The sequence below is a fragment of the Terriglobus saanensis SP1PR4 genome (assembly GCF_000179915.2).
GTDB classification, from domain to species: Bacteria; Acidobacteriota; Terriglobia; order Terriglobales; family Acidobacteriaceae; genus Terriglobus; species Terriglobus saanensis.
In genome coordinates this window covers 4123298-4140853 of the sequence record NC_014963.1, presented here as the reverse complement: position 1 = coordinate 4140853, position 17556 = coordinate 4123298, and the positions used below count along the sequence as shown (strand labels likewise).

Here is a 17556-nt window from a genome sequence, read left to right as displayed (position 1 = left end):
GGATGAGACGGACGACCATACTGTGTGCTCCTCCCCTGGCTTTCACAGCTTACTGAAGTTGGTCGCTCTTCGAGCGAACAATGCGCTTTGCGCATAACCCATGTCCCAAAAGCGAGACATGGGGCACCCGGTTCTTGGGTTTCCTCTTTTCAGCGACGGGCCATTTCAAACTTTGATTTCAGTCGTAGAAAGGGCGCCTCAATCAAGCGGAAGCTCAGTACTGCCAGACCCGTGCTTGCGGCCAGAATCAGGAAGAAATAAAGGATGCCTGTTGCCATCTCCGAGTGGATATGGCTCGCCAGGTGGGGATAGAAATAACGCTTCAGGTAATGCGCCGGAGTGTAATGCAACAGATACAGCCCATAACTGTATTTTCCGAAGAAGCGTAATGTCCGATGGGAGAAAACGTGGTTTGTCCACGATCCTGGTTGCAGCGAGAGCAGCAGAGTACACGCTGACGCCAACGCGACCAGTGACAAACCCCAGGTGTTGACCGGCGCAATTTTCCAGGAAAACGAGTGAATAGAAAGGCACATTGCAACAAAAATGAGTACTGCAGTGATTCCAATCAGCCGGACGTAAGCCATGGATAGCCTGTCCATCCACTGCTTATCCCGAACCAGCATAGCGAGCGCTGCTCCTGAGAGAAGCGCATCGGCTCTTGTCGGTAGTTCGAGGTAGAGAAACTCATAGTTCGGAAATGGAATGTGTGCCAACACCAGACGCAGAAGCAACGCTCCCGCACAGCCGTAGAGGCTTGCGGTCAGGATCCGTCGGCGACTGGCGAGAAGGATCACGATCCAGGGCCAGAGCATATAGAACTGCTCTTCCACCGCCAGAGACCACAGGTGGCCCACTTCGATCATCCCGATCGAAGTGAAATCCGGCAGGAAGAAGCGAATGATATTTGAACCGTAGAGCAGGTAGGTCAGCGTAAGGAGCCAGGAGTGTCCTACGGGGCCCCTGGTAATCAGCAGCACCACGGCGATGAAGATCGCATAGATGGGAAAGAGTCGCAGAGCCCTGCGAACGTAAAAATTCCGAAGGAAGTGTTCAGAGCCCTTCGTGTCATACAGAATGCCCGTGATGAGGAAACCTGAGAGTACGAAGAAGATATCGACGCCAATCCAGCTTCCACTGGGAAGATACACAAGCCACCCGGTTCCTCGATGCGGGGAGTAGTGGTACATGAAGACAAGAAGAATGGCCACGCCCCGAAGCCCGTCAAGCGCCGGGTAGTGCTTATGGCCACGGGTAGCTCCTGGACTGTCTAAGGGCATGTCTGCGGAAAATTGAGAATTTTTCTGGAGCGGACGCGTTGGCTCGAAGAAATTGCCGCCAGCTTACCATTCGAAGTTCGTTGCAGAGTCGGCTTTATCCAGATTCTTTTATCGTTTGTTGAAGACGCACTATCGGCAGTCTGGTGGGATCTGCTCTCGCGGCGGGACAACCTCTAAAAAAGGCTGGTTTTGCGGGGCATTTCGATGCCGAGGTGTTCGTAGGCCAGGCGGGTGGCGACACGGCCGCGGGGGGTGCGGTCGAGGAAGCCGATCTGGATGAGGAAGGGCTCGTAGACCTCTTCCAGGGCGTCTTCTTCTTCGGCCAGCGCGGCGGCGAGGGTATTCAGACCGACGGGGCCGCCGTCGTATTTTTCGATGATCGTGCGGAGGAGGCGGCGATCCAGTTCGTCGAAGCCGTGGGCGTCGACTTCCAGCATCGCAAGGGCCTTTTGCGCGGTTTCGCGGTCGATCGTGCCGTTGGCGCGGACTTCGGCGAAGTCGCGGACACGGCGGAGGAGCCGGTTAGCGATGCGTGGGGTGCCTCGGGAGCGCATGGCGATTTCGGCTGCGCCGTCCTGGTCGATGGTGACGCCGATGACTTCCGCGGAGCGTTCGACGATGTAGCGAAGTTCGTCGTCGGTGTAGAACTCGAGGCGCAGGAGAATGCCGAAGCGTGAGCGCAGAGGCGACGAGAGCAGGCCGGGGCGTGTGGTGGCGGCGACGAAGGTAAAAGGCCGGATCTCCATGACGTGCGTGCGCGCGGAGGGGCCCTGGCCGATGATGATGTCGAGCTGGTAATCCTCAAGCGCGGTATAAAGCTTTTCTTCGAGGACGGGTTGGAGACGGTGGATCTCGTCGAGGAAGAGGACTTGCCGTTCGCGAAGGTTGGTCAGGATGGCGGTCAGGTCGCCCTGGATCTGGAGGGCGGGGCCGCTGGTCTGCTGGTAGCCGACGCCGAGCTCGTTCGCGATGATGGTGGCGAGGGTGGTTTTGCCGAGCCCCGGAGGTCCGAAGAGAAGGACGTGGTCGAGGGCTTCGCCGCGTGCCTTGGCAGCTTCAAGCGCGATGGCGAGCTGCTCTTTCGCCTTTTCCTGGCCGATGAACTCACGGAGGTGATGCGGACGGAGTTTGAGCTCGAAGGCTGCGTCGTCGTCCGTGGTGGAGGCTGAGACGATGCGGTCGGCCTCTGCCGATTTGGGCGTCTTGTTGGTGTCGAAGCGTTTTTGGGTGCGAAAGTCCACTGAAGGCGAGGATACGGCGAAGGCTTGTTGGAAACAAGATGCCTGGATTCGGAGCGGTGTGCAGGTGTGTAAAATTCGGCGATGCGAAGGTTCTTGTTTCTGCTCGTGTTGACTCAGGTAGCAGTGTGTGCGGCGCAACAGGTTGCGCCCGTTCCGAAAAAGCATCTGCTGGTGATTGGCGAAGAGAAGGGATATCGGCATGAGTCGGTGAGCCATGCCATGGCGGTGATCGAGCGCATGGGGCGCGAGAGTGGCGAGTGGGACACGACTCTGCGGACTGACACCGAGCCGCTGACGAAGAGGAAGCTCGAATACAACGCAAAAAACCTGAATGATTTCGACGCGATCGTCTTCTATACCGGCGGGACGCTGGAGATGGATGGGGAACGCAATGCGTCTTTACTGCAGTTTGTGAAGGAAGACGGCAAGGGCATTGTGGCGGTGCATTCGGCGGCGATCACCTGGACGAAGTGGCCGGAGTGGGTCGATATGGTCGGCGGAACCTTCGATGAGCATCCGTGGGGCACGTTTCAGGCACCGATTATGGTGGAGGACGGCGCGTTTCCAGGCATGAGCGCGTGGCCGAAGGAGTTTGTGCTGACGGACGAGATCTATCAGCAGAAGCTTTGGGATCGGTCCAAGGTGCACATTTTGATGCGTCTGGATGCGAGCAAGCTGGACCTGGCGAACCAGAAAGTCCATCGTGCGGACAAGGATTTTGCCGTGACCTGGGTGAAGCAGGTGGGCAAGGGGAGGGTATTTTATTCGACGCTGGGGCATCCGGTGGAGAACTGGGACGACCCGCGGATGCAGGCGATGTACAAGGGTGCGATTGAGTGGGCGTTGGGGCTGGTGCGGTATGAGGTGCCTGTAGCGGCTTCGCGGGGTGCGCGCTAAGTGGGGTTGATCGAGAAAGAGGCGAAGCGCGCTCGTCTGCTGGTTCTGGTGGCGTTTGGGTGCGTGTATTTCTTCTGGGGGTCGACGTTTGTCGCGATCCGGTATGTGGTGCGTTTTATCTCGCCCGCGTTTACGTCGGGGTTGCGGTATGCGATTGCGGGAAGCCTGTTGATGGCGATTCTGGCTGCGCGCGGGAAGAGCGTGCGGGTCTCTCGCCGCGAGCTGGTGCGGCTGTTGGTGATCGGGCTGATGCTGCTGACAGGGAATAACGTACTGCTGGCATGGGGCGAGCAGTATGTGAGTTCGGGGATGGCTTCGCTGATTATGGCTTCGATTCCGATCCTGATTGCTCTGCTGGAGACGGTGGTGCCGGGCGGAGAGCCTTTGAATGGTGTGGGTTGGGTGGGTACGACGCTGGGCGTGGGAGGAATGGTGCTTCTGCTTTGGCCGAGCCTGCATCTGCCTGAGGGGACGAATGGCGGCGTCTTGCTGGCCTGCGGGATCCTGATGCTGGGTGGTGTGAGTTGGGCGGTGGGGAGTGTGGTGGCGCGGCGGTGGACCTCTTCTGCGGATCCGATGGTGGCCAGTGCGTGGCAGATGCTGATGGGCGGAGCGACGAATATCGGGATCGGCTCGGTCCTGGGTGGCTGGCATACCGCGCATTGGACGCGTGGGGTTGTGCTGGGTCTGCTCTGGCTGGCGATCTTTGGATCGCTGATCGGATACAGCGCCTATACCTATCTTCTGCACCACGTTCCGGTGGCAAAGGTGGCTACTTATGCCTATGTGAACCCGATTGTGGCGGTGCTGCTGGGAGCGATTTTTCTGGGAGAGCGGCTGCGTGGTCTGGAATGGGTCGGGATGGGCGTGATTCTGCTGGCGGTGGCGACCGTGACGGCTTCGAAGGCGAAGCCACGGGTGGCGGAGGATATTGTTGCCGCGCGGCGGGTTTGAGATTGTGTGTGCGTTTCATTTTGGGCCGTGTATTGGAAAGGATTTGCGCGCGTCACCGTTGACGCTTCTCAATCGCGAGCGGTATAGTCAAGTAGAGCCAATGCGCACCGTTGAAGACGCTGGCTCCTCCTGAAATTCGGTTTTACTTTTGCTGATGCACTTCTGTCGACTCTGTCTGCTGACCTCCGAGTACGGGCCGCAAGGTTGAGAAGAGAAAGTGAGCAAAGCTAGATCCGAAGTTCTGGACCGCGCATCAAATTTATGTCAAACATCCCCAATCCTGATACAGAGAGCAAACCCCTGACAACCGAACTTGAAAATCTCGCAACCGAAGAGACGGCAGTAGCCCCGTCGACTGAAACCGCCACCACCAACCATGTCGTGACGCCCGCACCGGAAGCTTCGGTCGAGCCGATCGCCGATGCTACAGCACCTGACGCCGCAGATTACGATGCGGCCGATTTTGCTGCTGCGTTGGAGAACTTCGACCGTGAGCAGGCCGCAGAGAAGGAAGCTGCGCAATCCGCCATGGAAGAGGACAAGGTTGTCACTGGCACCGTAGTGAAGATCACCGATAAGCATGTGGTGGTCGACATTGGCCTGAAGTCCGAGGGTTTGATCCCCAAGGAGCAGGTGCTGGATCACGCTGGCGAGTCGAAGCTTGCCGTGGGCGATGCCGTGGAAGTGGTTGTGGAGCGCGAAGAGCAGGAGGGCGGATATCTCGTTTCGTACGAGAAGGCCCAGCGTCATCGCCTTTGGGATCAGCTGGAGAAGGCTTGTGCCGACAAGGCGCCGGTTACCGGCACGGTTCTCTCTCGCGTCAAAGGTGGCTTGACTGTCGATATCGGCGTCAAGGCGTTCCTTCCGGGATCGCAGGTTGAGGTGCGCCCTGTGCGCAATCTCGATAGCTATATTGGTCAGCAGCTCGACGTTCGCGTGATCAAGCTGAACAAGAAGCGCGGCAACGTCGTCATCTCGCGCAAGGAGATCCTCGAAGAGGAGCAGAACTCGCGCAAGGATGTCACGCTGCAGACGTTGGAAGAGGGTTCGATCATGACGGGTGTCGTGAAGAATCTGACCGACTACGGCGCGTTTGTGGATTTGGGCGGCCTGGATGGCCTGTTGCATATCACCGACATGAGCTGGGGCCGTTTGACGCATCCTCGCGACCTGGTCCAGGTGGGCGATGAGATTCAGGTCAAGGTTCTAAAGTTCGACAAGGAAAAGCAGCGCGTTTCGCTTGGATTCAAGCAGCTGACGCCTGACCCATGGCTGGATGCGATCGAGCGTTACCCGATCGGCGCACAGGTCAAGGGCCGCATTCTTTCCGTGACCGACTACGGCGCATTCGTCGAGCTGGAGCAGGGCATTGAAGGCCTGGTTCACGTTTCGGAGATGACCTGGTCGAAGCGGATGAAGCATCCGTCGAAGATGGTCAAGCCGGGCGATGAGGCCGATACGATCATCCTCGCTGTGAATCCGACCGATCGTCGCATCTCTCTTGGCATGAAGCAGCTTCAGGACAATCCGTGGGAGCAGCTGGAGAACAAGTATCCGATCGGTGAGATCGTGGAAGGCCGTGTACGTAACCTCACGGACTTCGGCGCATTCATCGAGATCGAAGATGGCATTGATGGTCTCGTGCATGTCTCGAACCTGAGCTGGACGAAGCGTATCAAGCATCCTTCGGAGGTCCTGAAGAAGGGCGAGAAGGTTCGCGCTGTGGTCCTGGGCGTAGAGCCGGAGAATCGCCGCCTTTCGCTCGGTGTGAAGCAGCTTGAGCCCGATGTCTGGGATACGTTCTTCGCGCAGCATCGCGTAGGCGATGTGGTGAAGGGCAAGGTCCTTCGTTCGGCGCAGTTCGGTACGTTTGTCGAGATTGCCGAGGGCGTTGAGGGTCTCTGCCACGTCTCCGAAGCGGTCAACGAACTGCATCAGCCAGTCACGCTTGAGCCTGGCCAGGAGATGGAGTTCAAGATCGTGAAGATGAGCCAGGAAGAGAAGAAGGTGGGTCTCAGCCTCCGCGGAATCGGCGAAGAAGCTAGCCGTGCCGAGGTCGAGAGCTACAAGGCTCCTTCCAAGGATGGAAAGCGCGAGAACCAGTCGTCTGGATCGTCTTCCACCACGACTCTGGGTGACCTGATCAACTGGAAGCGCTCAGAAAACGAGTAGTTTCCTTGGAGTACAAAGAGCCGCACCCTTCGGGGTGCGGCTCTTTTGTTTGTGGCTTAGGGAGTGATACGGGTGGCTGGACAGCAGATCCCTTCGCTGCGCTACGGGATGACAAAGGTGGAGTTCGGAGCGGAAACACTAACTCCGGGTTGTACGAAGATCTTTTGGATGCGCTCCACGCATACCCCATACATTGCAAAGAGCGCGATGTATGGGCACCTGTCCTGTCCTTCGAGATAGATCTGGTTGGTGCGCTCTGCGCGACCCCATTCTTTCGCGCAAAGAGCGCGCGAAAGAATGGGGCACGGAGGTATCTGAAGTTTAGGCGGCGGAGCTTGAGGCGGAGACCATCTGGGACGCAGAAGCACTGGCTGTCTTGGCCGCTGAGGCGCGACGCATGATCTCAAGCTCGGCTGGAGCAAGGATGCCAGGAGGTAAGCCACCGACTGCGACGAAGCCAGGGTTGTGACCCAGGATCTCGGAGATCTGGTTCCAACGCAGGAACGGGGAGGTGGTGGGAAGCAGGATCATGCGGCGTGCCGGCTCCGGCATCGCGAAATAACGGATCCAGATACCCAGGGTCGCGCAGACGGCGCAGGCATCCACGAAATTGAAGACAGTGTAGAGGGAGTGGTTGCTCGTCAGCCACGCCGACTGGATCATATTGAGCGTAGAGATCACACCTAGACCGAGACTCACGCCAAAGATGCGACTGCGATACGACAGACCCATCGGACGAATGGCAAAGCAGACGAAAAGAAGAAGGCTGAGCGTTAAAACGCTGCTGGCGCGCTGCATTTGGCTTACCGCAGAGATGAGAAAGCTCGTTGTCCTGACGCGGGGTCCAATAGAAATTGCAAGGGCAACCACGGTCGAGATGGCTGCTGCCCATTTGAACATTAACATGCCCAGAGTTTGAAGACCCTTGAGCGGTGCCATGGCAGAACGATAGATACTGTAAATCGTCAGGACGCCTAGAAGCGTCTCGATGCCGAAACCGATCCAATAAACAAAGAAATACGACACGTAAGCATGCAGGCCGCTGATCAAGTGGCCGGCCATGAGGTCAAGCGTTAGACCGATTATGGCTGCAGCGACTCTGACGGACAAAAGAGAGGTTAGAGACCAATACTCGCGGGCGGACTCAGAGCGAACCAGATAAAAGATCGCAGCCAGGCTGAGACCGATTTCCAGCATTCCCAAGAGATCCAAACATGCCTTTGTCGACATCTGCCCGCTCCTAGTTGGAAGGATAGCGAAGCAGATGTCGACGGGCAATGACTAAATTGGGGAATTCCAGAACAAAAAACGAAGATTAGCGATTCTGTCCCATACCGCAGTGGTTGGGGTCATCCAAGGGGCAGGTGGGCTTGGGAATGGCGCTGACAGTGGTCGCGTTCGTAACGATGGCTCCGGAGTTTGCGGTGTAGGCGGTTGCGGCAGAGCCTGTGAGGACGAGGGCGATTACGAAGGCGCGAACAATGTTTTTCATGTTGATTACTCCCGGAGTTTTTTTGTTCTGGACTAACCAGACAAATTCACTCTAGGATGTAACCTTGGGTAAGTCTATTATTATCAGCAATATAACGAAGTAGTACGGAAGTTGTAGGTACTAAGGTAATGTGCCCCTGCAACTATTACATTTTTGCAGCGTCAATGGAGGCTTTCACTCTACTGGAAAAGCATACGAATGATGCGCATCCAAAGGGCTTATGTTCTACGTTCCGCTCTTCTCACATGAACCAGAGGTGGCCGGAAGCCATCCAGATTCGGAGATGCGAGCCTTCTCGCATGACCTGGAATACGGGGAACTTATTCCGGATTGGTCCGCAGCGCCAGTCGAATGACGACGGACACGCAAAACAACGGCAGAGGCCAATCTCCCATGTGGTTCGGGTACGGAAACGGCATGATCTGCGGGAGCGAATTGCAGTCTTATCTTTAAATCGATCAGAGTTCAGGAAGCTTGAGCCTCAAAGTAGAGGTATTTTCGCCAATTGGCTTCGCCGGAGCCAAGCATGCGCATGATGTGGCGTGAGGTGTGGAGGCTGAAGGGGCTGGGCTGGCGAAGGAGTTTCATGTCGCGGAGCTCATGCAGGAGCTGGCTGCCCTTACGACGGTTGCAGTTATGGCAGCAGGCGACGAGGTTTTCCCAGGTGGAGGTGCCTCCGCGCGAGCGGGGGATGACGTGATCCAGTGTGAGCTCTCCGCTCGGGAAGATGACGGCGCAGTACTGGCAGGTGGAGCGGTCGCGCAGAAGGATGTTTTTGCGCGAAAGGGCGCGTGTCTGGTGCGGGATGCGACGGTATTCAAGCAGGCGGATCACGGAGGGCATGGGCATACGCACACGCGCGGCGTGCATGGTTGCGCCCTGTTCCTCTTCGGTACGGGCGACGCCTTTGAGGACCAGGACGAGGGCGCGACGGGCTCCGCAGATGTTGATGGGTTCGTAGGAGGCATTGAGTACGAGGACCGGTGTCTGGAGCTGTCCGCCGCGGGCGCGGGAGGGCTCGGTCTGGCTACGGTGCGCCAGGGTATGGCATTTGGCGAGGGATTTCTGCTTGCGGGCTTTGGGGCCGAAGGCCGCCGGCTTGAGCAGGCTGGGGGCGTGACCGGGCGGAGTAGGGCGAAGGCTGTTTTGCTGGTTGTCGTAGGTCGTCGCATGCATGGGGCGTACTCCTTATGACTTTGCGTTAGGCAGATCCAAATTGAGTGGTGCGAAGCGGTGTGCCGGGCTGCCAACGCTCGGCTACCTGCCCCTGTTGCGCGCGGGCGAGGGTAAGGACGTGGACGGAGTGCGCTCCGGCAGCGAGCAGCGTCTTGCTGCACTCGCGGGCCGTAGCGCCGGTGGTGTAAATGTCGTCGACAAGCAGGATGTCCCGGCCAGCAATCTTTCCTGGCCGCGTCACGCGAAAAGCGCCGCGGAGATTGAGGCGGCGCTGCCTGGGAGAGAGCTGGAACTGACTCTGCGTCGGACGGACGCGGCGCAGGAGGGTGTGGTTTTCGCGAAGATTCCATGCAGGGTGCCTTCGCTTCACCTGAGCGACGGCGCGGCGGGCCAGAAGCGTGCTCTGGTTGAAGGGTCGCTTGGAGCGGAAGAGGGGGACGGAGAGCACGAGCATCTCGGAGGGGATTTTGCCGTGAAGGGCTTCGAGGGTTGTGGCGAGGTGGTCTCCCAGGATGTTCGCTAGGGAGGTTTGTCCTTGAAACTTCAGCAGATGAATCATCTGGCGCAGAGTGCCTTCATAAGAACCGAAGGAAGCCGCAAGGACGAAGGGTGGCGGCGAGAAGCGGCAGATGGTGCAGGGGATCCGAGCTTCTTCCCCATGGGCCCAGGCGGATTCCATGCCGAGGGCTTCTCCGCAGATAACACATTGCAGGAGCTTTACGGGCTTCAATTTGTCCAGACAGAGTTGGCAGAGGGGGGCGAGGCGTGCCTCTAGGAGTGGGTTGGAGCAGAGGGCGCACTCGCCGGGAGCCAAGACAGAGAGGAGAGGAGCGAAGGAGCGCTGGGCGAAAGCGCGCGCGAAACGCGGCAGCGCGTGTGCCGAGGCACCGGGAAGGAGATCGGGATTCGAGTCAAACGGGCTACTCGACGCCTGGGGGAAGACGCACCTCGCTCACACGAGCTGTTTCACTCTGGAGATCTGGTGGAAGGGGGAGACCCACCAGCAGAGCGGCGTACATGCTCGATGCCCGAAGTATATGCCGAACCGTTATTTTCCGCTAATGGGAAAAGGCCATTTGTTGCGCTTATGCAATGTGAAGTGGAAATTTCCACGAGAGATTTAGGTTTGGCGTCTACGCGCTCCACGTCTTTTTTCAGAATCGACGACCAATGCCGTTTTTTTTGCACTGGCGCTTCTGTTCACCACGACCAACGAGCGGATCTCGAAAGAGTTTACTTACTTACTGCTGTGTAGCTGGCTCCAAACTCGGAGTTTCCGATAGATGGGGATTTCTACTGGAGAAAGAGATCGCCGCTCCTCATCGGCACCAACTCCGGTGCTCTTTTTAGCTGAATTTGTTGTGCGGTAGGGGTGCCCACTCCTCGGTTCTGCTTTTGAGGAATGGGCATTAGAAACAGTTAGCGAACGCCGTAACGCGCTGCCGAGTGTTTGTGCGAGAGGTTAGGGAGCAGAACCAAACGTGCTGCGTTGAACTTGTCCCAATCCGTAACATCAGGCAGCGAGGGGATGGTGACCAGTTCGCCGCGATCGAACGCGGCGAGAGAGGCATCAACCATCTCCTCGGAACTCATGACCATTTCGGAGGGAAGGTTCTGGTGTCCGCCTATGCCCGCGCGGTCCCAAAACTCAGTGGCTGTGCCACCGGGGAGTACGGCCTGCAACTGAATTCCCTTATCGCCCACCTCTTTATGGAGCGATTGCGTGAGATTCAAAACGAAGGCCTTGGTGCCGCTGTACACGCCATTCAGTAGCTCTGGATTCAGTGCGACGATCGATGCGATGTTGATGATGGCTCCGCCTTTGCGTTCCAGAAGGCCGGGAAGAACAGCCGAAGTAAGACGCAGCAGCGCAGTGACATTCAGGTCGATCATGTTTTCCATGTCGTCTACCTTTGAATCGAGGAGCGTGGACACGCCTCCAAAGCCTGCATTGTTTACGAGTGCAGTGATTGAAGTATCCGTGCGGAGTCGCTCTTCTACTTTGCGCAGCTCGGCTTTGTTGGTGAGGTCGGCTGGGAAGGCCTCGACCTTGCGACCGGTAGCAGTGGAGAGTGAGTTTGCGAGCTCACTGAGCAGTTTGCCGTTGCGAGCAATCAGAAGCAGGTCGTAACCGCGTTTGGCGAGGCGATCTGCGTAGACTGCGCCAATGCCCGTCGATGCTCCAGTAATGAGCGCCGTGCCTTTGGAAGAAGTGCTTGAATTCGACATGTAAATCTCCTTGGAGCGAAAGGTAGGAATCGGGAAAACCGATTCGTCTATATGAGTAGACCGGTTGGTTAGTTGATTCAAAAAAGATCTTCCCGTTGTTTCGTCTCAGGGCAATCGCTTAGTTCTTAAGAAGAACTTCAAAGACGAAGTAGAGAAAGTTCTTGATGGGCCGGTCGCTCTGGTCTGCTTTCATGCGAACGAGTGCGCCTTCATAACCGTTCAGGATGAATTCCGCGAGCGCGTCCGGCTTGACGGACTTCCTCAGTTCGCCACGCTTGATGGCCTGGCGCAGCAGGTCTGCGATGCCACCCTGCCATGCGGCATACGTTGCTTCGAGTTGCGTCTGTAATTTAGTACTGTGGTCCGCGATCTCCAGGCTCATGTTCCCAACCAGACATCCACGGATCTCAGCTTTCGGCCCGTATGCCAGGAACATCTCATCGAAATACCGTCGCAGTCGCTTCAGGGCAGGTATCGACTCATCGCCAAAGGTGTGGGCCATTCTTAGTGCTTCGCTCTCCGCGTATCGCGCAAAGACTTCGCTAACGAAGGCTTCTTTGCTGGGGAAGTAGTGATAAAAAGAGCCCTTGGGAACCTTGGCGAGATCGAGCACTTCCTTTACGCCGGTGGCCGTGTAGCCTGTCAAACGGAGTTGCCGGAGCCCAACCTCGAGAAGGTGTTCGCGGGTTGTAGGGGCGGAAGCCATAACTATTCTATTAATAATAGACCGGTCGTTTGTCTCGCGCCTATGTCCAGATTTTTCTAGATATGCTCGTTGACCTCTTTGGCTGCGCGGTATCCCGAGGTGACGGCTCCCTGCATGAAGCTTGGCGTCGCGGATGTATGTTCGCCCGCAAAGTGGATTCGACCTTCAACGGAAGCGACGGCGCGATACCAGGAATAGAGATCTCCAGGAAGTAAAGTCATCCCCGCTCCCTGGGCAAAGGGATCCAGCTGCCACGAGTAGGATGTGCTCCGCTCAAGATCTGGACTAAAACCTGGAAATAACCTGTCGATGTACGTCGCCGCGAAGTTCAATCTCTGCGATGGACTCATACGGTCAAGGTCTTCGGCGACCTTTCCTTCCTGATAGAGCTGCAGGATTCCGTGAGGCGAAGGCTGGTCCCAGGAGGGATTCCAGATTTCTGCCATATCCGCCTGAGCGAATCCACTCAGTCCTCGTTTTTCCCAATCTCTTGTTTTCGTCTGCAATGCCACTTTAACGATTGAGGCATAGGACATCTCCTGGATGGCTTGCCGCTTCAATGGGGTAAAGTCCGGCATCGCTTCAAGGCGACGAAGGACTGAAAAGGGAAGGGTGCAGATAAGGTAGTCGGCCCCAAGGGAATGGTGTTTACCTTCCTGCATGAAAGTGGCTCGCACGCTGGACTTTTCTTCGCGGAAGCTGACGACGCGCGCGCCATAGAGGATTCGCTCGTCCAACTTAGCGGCAATCGCTCGTGGAAGTAAGTCGTTTCCTCCCTGGATCTTTTCAAGACGAGTGAGATGCATCTGCGCCAAAATGCGAAGCACGTTGAGCGCGGATGCATTGCGGAGGGTGATGCCAGAGCACAAGAGATCGGTGGCCACCTGAGATGCGCCCTGACTACGCACAAAATCCGAGAGGGTGTATCGGTCGAATGGACGAAGAGAGTCTGGTGGCCAGTCAGAAGAGTTGATATCGAGCGCGGATTGAATTTTCCGAATGGCCGGGAAAATATACTTTTCCGCTAACTCGGCGAGGCCGAGATTCTTTTCTTCTGTCGACAGGCCAAAGTATTGAGAGAGCTGAACAGTCGGGGTAAGTGGCACCTGTTTTCCGTGAAGGGACATCAGTGTAGTCAATGAGTCTGGCGCAAAGGGTACGGTCTTCAGGCCGAAGTGCTTGATGTAATGATGCGTCCATGCGTGGCTGGCTGGGATTCGACCTGCTCCTGCCTCTGTGGTGAGCCCGTCCGAAAACGGAGTTCTCAATGTGTAAACCCGCCCACCGGGACGAGTTTGTGCTTCCAGGATCGTGACATGATGACCCGCGCGCATGAGCTCATATCCCGCTACAAGACCACTGAGACCGGCGCCAAGAATAAGAACGCGCTTTGCCTCACCGCGGCGTTCGATGCGTGGATCGAACGGCACAGGTTCAGGCTCTTTCGTCTCGTCTGTTCTTGAAAAGAACGCTTTGAATGGTGGGGCTTGAACCGTAGCGGATAGCGTTGAAGGCGTTCCTGTCATAGATTGCATCATGTGTGTGGAATCTCCGTCGTTGAGTTGCGTGAGATGTTCGGCAATACCGCCGGGTCGACCTGAAAATGGTCATAAAAGGAGGACACAGCAGCACAGGCTTTATTCCTGCTGTCGCTTTATGCACCGAAGGTTCTGTGTGCTGTTGTGCGCCATAACTGGGGTAATGTTTCGTGGAACTGATTCCACGTAATCCACTCTGGATCCGCAACCCCGATAGATTTACATTCGACCCAATTCATCAGGGCCATCCCTCGGAATCCTTAGCCCTATGGTTTTATAAAAAACCGATCAAAGTCCGAAGCCCGACGCGAAGGTGGAACATGGGGCCTCTCTCAAAACACGGATTCGCTCGCAAAGACTACGTGCTTGTCCCTTGATCGCCGGGTTCTTATGCGGGAGGGTTAGCAGTGTTCAGGTGCACCCAGCCATCGCGGAGTTCGATGGTGCGCGAGCCGTACTCTGCGTTGGATTCGGAGTGGGTGACCTGCACGATGGTGGTGCCTTCGGCGTTGAGTTCGCGGAAGAGTTCCATGATCTCTCTTGCCTGGGCGGAGTGCAGGTTTCCTGTGGGTTCGTCGGCGAGGAGGAGTGACGGCTTGTGGATGACGGCGCGGGCGATGCCGACGAGCTGCTGCTGTCCGCCGGAGAGCTGGTTGGGGAAGAGGTCTTTTTTGCCGACGATCTGGAAGCGGTCGAGCGTGTCGGCTACGAGCGCCTGGCGTTCCTTGCTCGGGATGTTCTTGTAGGTGAGCGGGAGATCGAGATTTTCCGCCACGGTGAGGTCGTCGAGCAGATGATAGCTCTGGAAGACCATGCCAATGCGGCGGCGTGCGAGGTCGCTGCGTTGCTTGCGGTTCATGGCATGGACGGGGAGGCCTTCAAAGAAGAACTCGCCACGCCACTGATCGTCGAGCATAGCGAGGACGTTGAGGAGCGAGGATTTTCCCGCGCCCGATGGTCCCATGATGGTGAGAAATTCGCCTTCGCGAATGGTGAGAGCGATGCGTCGTAGTACCCAGAGTTCTTCGTGGCCCGCCCGGAAGCTGCGTTCCAGATTTTTCAACTCAATCATCTATTCCATCCTCAAAGCTTGTGCTGGATCTGTGGAAGCTGCGCGCCGTGCCGGAATGAGACCGGCGAGCCCTGCGGCCAGGGCCAGTGTAACCACGGCTCCAGCAAGTACGCTGGGGTCGACACTGCTGATGTTGTACAACTGCGACTTTACATAGCGAACGCAGAAGAGCGCTACTGGAATTCCGATGGCCAGACCGATTCCTGCCTGCAGCATGGCGCTGCGCAGGATCATCGCGACGACGCTGGCACGTTCCGCACCGAGAGCCATGCGGATACCGATCTCGGAAGTGCGCCGGGCTACGGTGTAGGAGGTTACGCCGTAGAGGCCCACGGAGGCCAGCAGAAGGGCGAGTCCGCCGAAGAGCATGGTGAGGCGGGCAATCGTTCTGTCATCCGTGAAGCGGTCGGCGATCTGCGCGTTGAAGGTCTGGAATTTTACGACGGAGAGATTGGGATTGATGCTGGCGAGGGTTCTTCGCGCCAGGGCTTCTACGTTGTCCATTGGGCGCTCGGTCTGGAGCACGATGGCACCGGCGTAGAGACCTTCGTCCTTGTCTGCGGGACCTGTATCGCTTGCGGGCCGTTGCATCATCGGCACGAAGTACATGCCATGGTTTTCCCATTTCACGTCGGTATAGGCCGTATCTTCGACGACGCCGACGATCTCATAGTCCCCCGGTGACTTGGGAGGTCCGATATGTTGTCCAAGGGGGCTGGAGTTCTGGAAGAGCTGCTGCGCCAGTTTCTGATTGATGATCGTGACGGTCGGAGCCGCAGCGGTGTCGCGCATTGTAAACCCGCGTCCGGCTAAAAGGTGTGTGCCCACGGAGGCGAAGTACTCCGCGTTGGTTTTTACAAAAGAGGCTCCTATGCCGTGCGTTGGTTGACCCTGCACCTGGAGGTAATTGCCCCAGTTGTTGTCTTCCATGGGCGTATAGGTGCTGATGCCCACCTTCTTTACGCCCGGTACCGCGTGGAAGCGATCCTCGATGGTACGGTAGAGCGCTTCCAGTTGCGGAGCCATGTAGCCCGCCGTCTGCGGATTGATATGCACGATGTATCGGTTGTGCGACTCCAGCTTTAAATCCTTGTGCTGAAGCTTGGCGAGGTTCTGCGAGAAGAGGCCCGCACCGACAAGGAGAACAAGAGAGAGACCTGCCTGCAGGACGACCAGGCCCTTCTGCAGCAGAGAGGCTCCCGTAGAAGTTGCGCGAGTTCCGCTGCGTAAGGCATCGGCGGGCTGGGCCTGCGCTGCGATCCATGCAGGTGCGATGCCGAAGACGACGCCCGTGACCAGGGAGAGCAGGAGAGCGAATCCAAGGACGATGGGGGATGGGCTCGCCTGGATGGGCAGACGGTTCGCTCCGTTGAAGACCATTCTGAGCAGCATCTGCGTTCCCGCGAAGGCGACGGCCAGACCCGCAAAACCGCTGAGGAGGGCGAGGATGAGGCTTTCCGTGAGGAGCTGACCGATGATGCGGCGACGCATCGCACCGAGCGCTGTGCGAACGGACATCTCCGTTTTGCGCCCCATGCCTCGGACCAGAAGCAGATTGGCGATATTGGCGCAGGCGATCAAGAGCACGAGGGCCGAGATCGTCATGAGGATCCGAAGGTTAGAGGCGTACTGGTCCTTCATCTCTTCAATGCCCGCGCCACCCGGAGCCAGACCGACGTGCGTCTTCGCCAGCAGCGCTTTGCCTTTGTCGCCGATGAAGTCCTTGTTGTCCGCGATGGACTGTTTGACGATGGCGCTGACCTTCTGCTGGAGCGGCCCCAGCGCGACTCCCGGTTTCACGCGTCCGATGATGTCCAGCCAGTGCGTCTCCGGATCGTGGACGTAACCCACATTTGCGAGAACGGGCATCGACTCGATGGGGAGGTAGAAGTTCGGAGGCGTGCTGGAGAGGCGGTCTCCATAGAAGCCCTTGGGCGCGATCCCTGCGACGGTGACGGCTTTGGTGTTGATCCAGAAGGTGCCGCCGATGATGGAGGTGTCACCGGAGAACTGGTTCTGCCAGGTGTCGTAGCTCATAACGGCGACGATGGGAGCGCCTGCAATGTCGTCGGCTTCGGTGAGAAGTCTTCCTGCCTGAGGGTTCAGGCCGAAGGTCTGGAAATAGTTGCCGGAGACGAATTCGCCCATGCTGGATCGTGCTTCGGCCTGGGCTCCATCTCGTCGTGCGATGACGGGGCGATAGGCGAAGCCTGCCTGGATGGCGGCGAGTTCTTCAAACTCCGGAACGCCCTGTTTAAGCTGCTGGTAGGTCTGAGTGGAAAACAGAATGTTGTCGCCGTCGTCGGGAGCGCCGGAGTTCACGCAGCAGGTAATTTTGCTTCCGATCCGGATCAGGCGACTGGGTTCGGCTACGGGCAGGCTCTGCAGCAGAACGGCGTGCACAAGGGTGAAGATGGCCGCGTTTGCGCCGATGCCAAGGGCCAGCGTGAGGATCGCCGTGATGGTGAACGCTGGCGTTTTGCGCAACTGCCGGAGTGCGTAGCGGACATCCTGCGTCAGAGTGCTCATTGTTCCTTCTCCGTGTGAAACAGACCGTGGGTGGGTTTTGCCGTCCACGGGACTACAAAAATAGAAAGCACGTTTCTGCCCAAAGAAAAGGCGTTTGTTCCATTGCATTTTCTATGAGTTACTGTGGGACGAAGGCGCTTCAGTGTTCATCTCTGGGATTGTCGTCCAGAAACGGACATGCTGCGGCGTCCGGATTGGGGTCGGCGGATTCATTTCCTGCATTAAATCCTGCTGTTGCCCCTCCTTTGAGGGTCGCAATGAATGCACCGA

The 17556-nt window shown here is 57.4% G+C and carries 14 protein-coding genes; 3 read left to right on the top strand and 11 right to left on the bottom strand.

The window, feature by feature from the left end; all coding sequences use genetic code 11:
- Nucleotides 1-149: 149 nt before the first annotated feature.
- Both ACIPR4_RS16975 and ruvB read right to left on the bottom strand, forming a co-directional pair.
- Nucleotides 150-1280, bottom strand: a complete 1131-nt coding sequence (locus ACIPR4_RS16975; protein ID WP_013569902.1) for an acyltransferase family protein — start codon at nt 1278-1280, stop codon at nt 150-152.
- 173 nt (nt 1281-1453) lie between these two features.
- Nucleotides 1454-2521: a Holliday junction branch migration DNA helicase RuvB gene (gene ruvB / locus ACIPR4_RS16970; RefSeq protein WP_013569901.1), complete on the bottom strand. Its 1068-nt coding sequence runs from the start codon at nt 2519-2521 to the stop codon at nt 1454-1456.
- An 81-nt stretch (nt 2522-2602) separates the two neighbouring features.
- Between ruvB and ACIPR4_RS16965 the strand changes: the two genes are divergently transcribed.
- The 3 genes from ACIPR4_RS16965 (at nt 2603) to ACIPR4_RS16955 (ending at nt 6544) form a co-directional block, all read left to right on the top strand.
- A complete protein-coding gene (locus ACIPR4_RS16965; protein WP_013569900.1) occupies nt 2603-3418 on the top strand; it encodes a ThuA domain-containing protein in 816 nt (271 codons plus the stop codon).
- A complete protein-coding gene (locus tag ACIPR4_RS16960) occupies nt 3419-4372 on the top strand; it encodes an EamA family transporter (protein ID WP_013569899.1) in 954 nt (317 codons plus the stop codon).
- A gap of 261 nt (nt 4373-4633) precedes the next feature.
- Nucleotides 4634-6544 (top strand): 30S ribosomal protein S1, encoded by a 1911-nt coding sequence (locus ACIPR4_RS16955; RefSeq protein ID WP_013569898.1) that lies wholly within the window; start codon nt 4634-4636, stop codon nt 6542-6544.
- Between the two features lie 321 nt (nt 6545-6865).
- Here the strand turns inward: ACIPR4_RS16955 and ACIPR4_RS16950 are convergent, their stop codons facing one another.
- The 9 genes from ACIPR4_RS16950 to ACIPR4_RS16915 all read right to left on the bottom strand — a co-directional run bounded on the left by ACIPR4_RS16950 (nt 6866) and on the right by ACIPR4_RS16915 (nt 17286).
- On the bottom strand, nt 6866-7774 hold the full coding sequence (locus tag ACIPR4_RS16950; RefSeq protein ID WP_013569897.1) for a hypothetical protein: 909 nt from the start codon (nt 7772-7774) through the stop codon (nt 6866-6868).
- An 85-nt stretch (nt 7775-7859) separates the two neighbouring features.
- The gene (locus tag ACIPR4_RS22825; RefSeq protein WP_013569896.1) at nt 7860-8036 is read right to left on the bottom strand and encodes a hypothetical protein; all 177 of its coding nucleotides are present in this window, start codon (nt 8034-8036) and stop codon (nt 7860-7862) included.
- A 465-nt stretch (nt 8037-8501) separates the two neighbouring features.
- Nucleotides 8502-9212, bottom strand: a complete 711-nt coding sequence (locus ACIPR4_RS16945) for an HNH endonuclease (protein WP_013569895.1) — start codon at nt 9210-9212, stop codon at nt 8502-8504.
- 25 nt (nt 9213-9237) lie between these two features.
- A complete protein-coding gene (locus ACIPR4_RS16940) occupies nt 9238-9891 on the bottom strand; it encodes a ComF family protein (protein ID WP_049780990.1) in 654 nt (217 codons plus the stop codon).
- Nucleotides 9892-10631: 740 nt separating this feature from the next.
- A complete protein-coding gene (locus tag ACIPR4_RS16935; protein ID WP_013569893.1) occupies nt 10632-11441 on the bottom strand; it encodes an SDR family NAD(P)-dependent oxidoreductase in 810 nt (269 codons plus the stop codon).
- Between the two features lie 118 nt (nt 11442-11559).
- Nucleotides 11560-12147, bottom strand: coding sequence for a TetR/AcrR family transcriptional regulator (locus ACIPR4_RS16930; protein ID WP_013569892.1), 588 nt, complete (start codon nt 12145-12147; stop codon nt 11560-11562).
- Nucleotides 12148-12203: 56 nt separating this feature from the next.
- Nucleotides 12204-13685: a flavin monoamine oxidase family protein gene (locus tag ACIPR4_RS16925; protein WP_013569891.1), complete on the bottom strand. Its 1482-nt coding sequence runs from the start codon at nt 13683-13685 to the stop codon at nt 12204-12206.
- A 388-nt stretch (nt 13686-14073) separates the two neighbouring features.
- Entirely contained in the window at nt 14074-14757 is a 684-nt protein-coding gene (locus tag ACIPR4_RS16920; protein ID WP_013569889.1) for an ABC transporter ATP-binding protein, read from the bottom strand.
- On the bottom strand, nt 14758-17286 hold the full coding sequence (locus ACIPR4_RS16915; RefSeq protein ID WP_013569888.1) for an ABC transporter permease: 2529 nt from the start codon (nt 17284-17286) through the stop codon (nt 14758-14760).
- Nucleotides 17287-17556 lie beyond the last annotated feature (270 nt).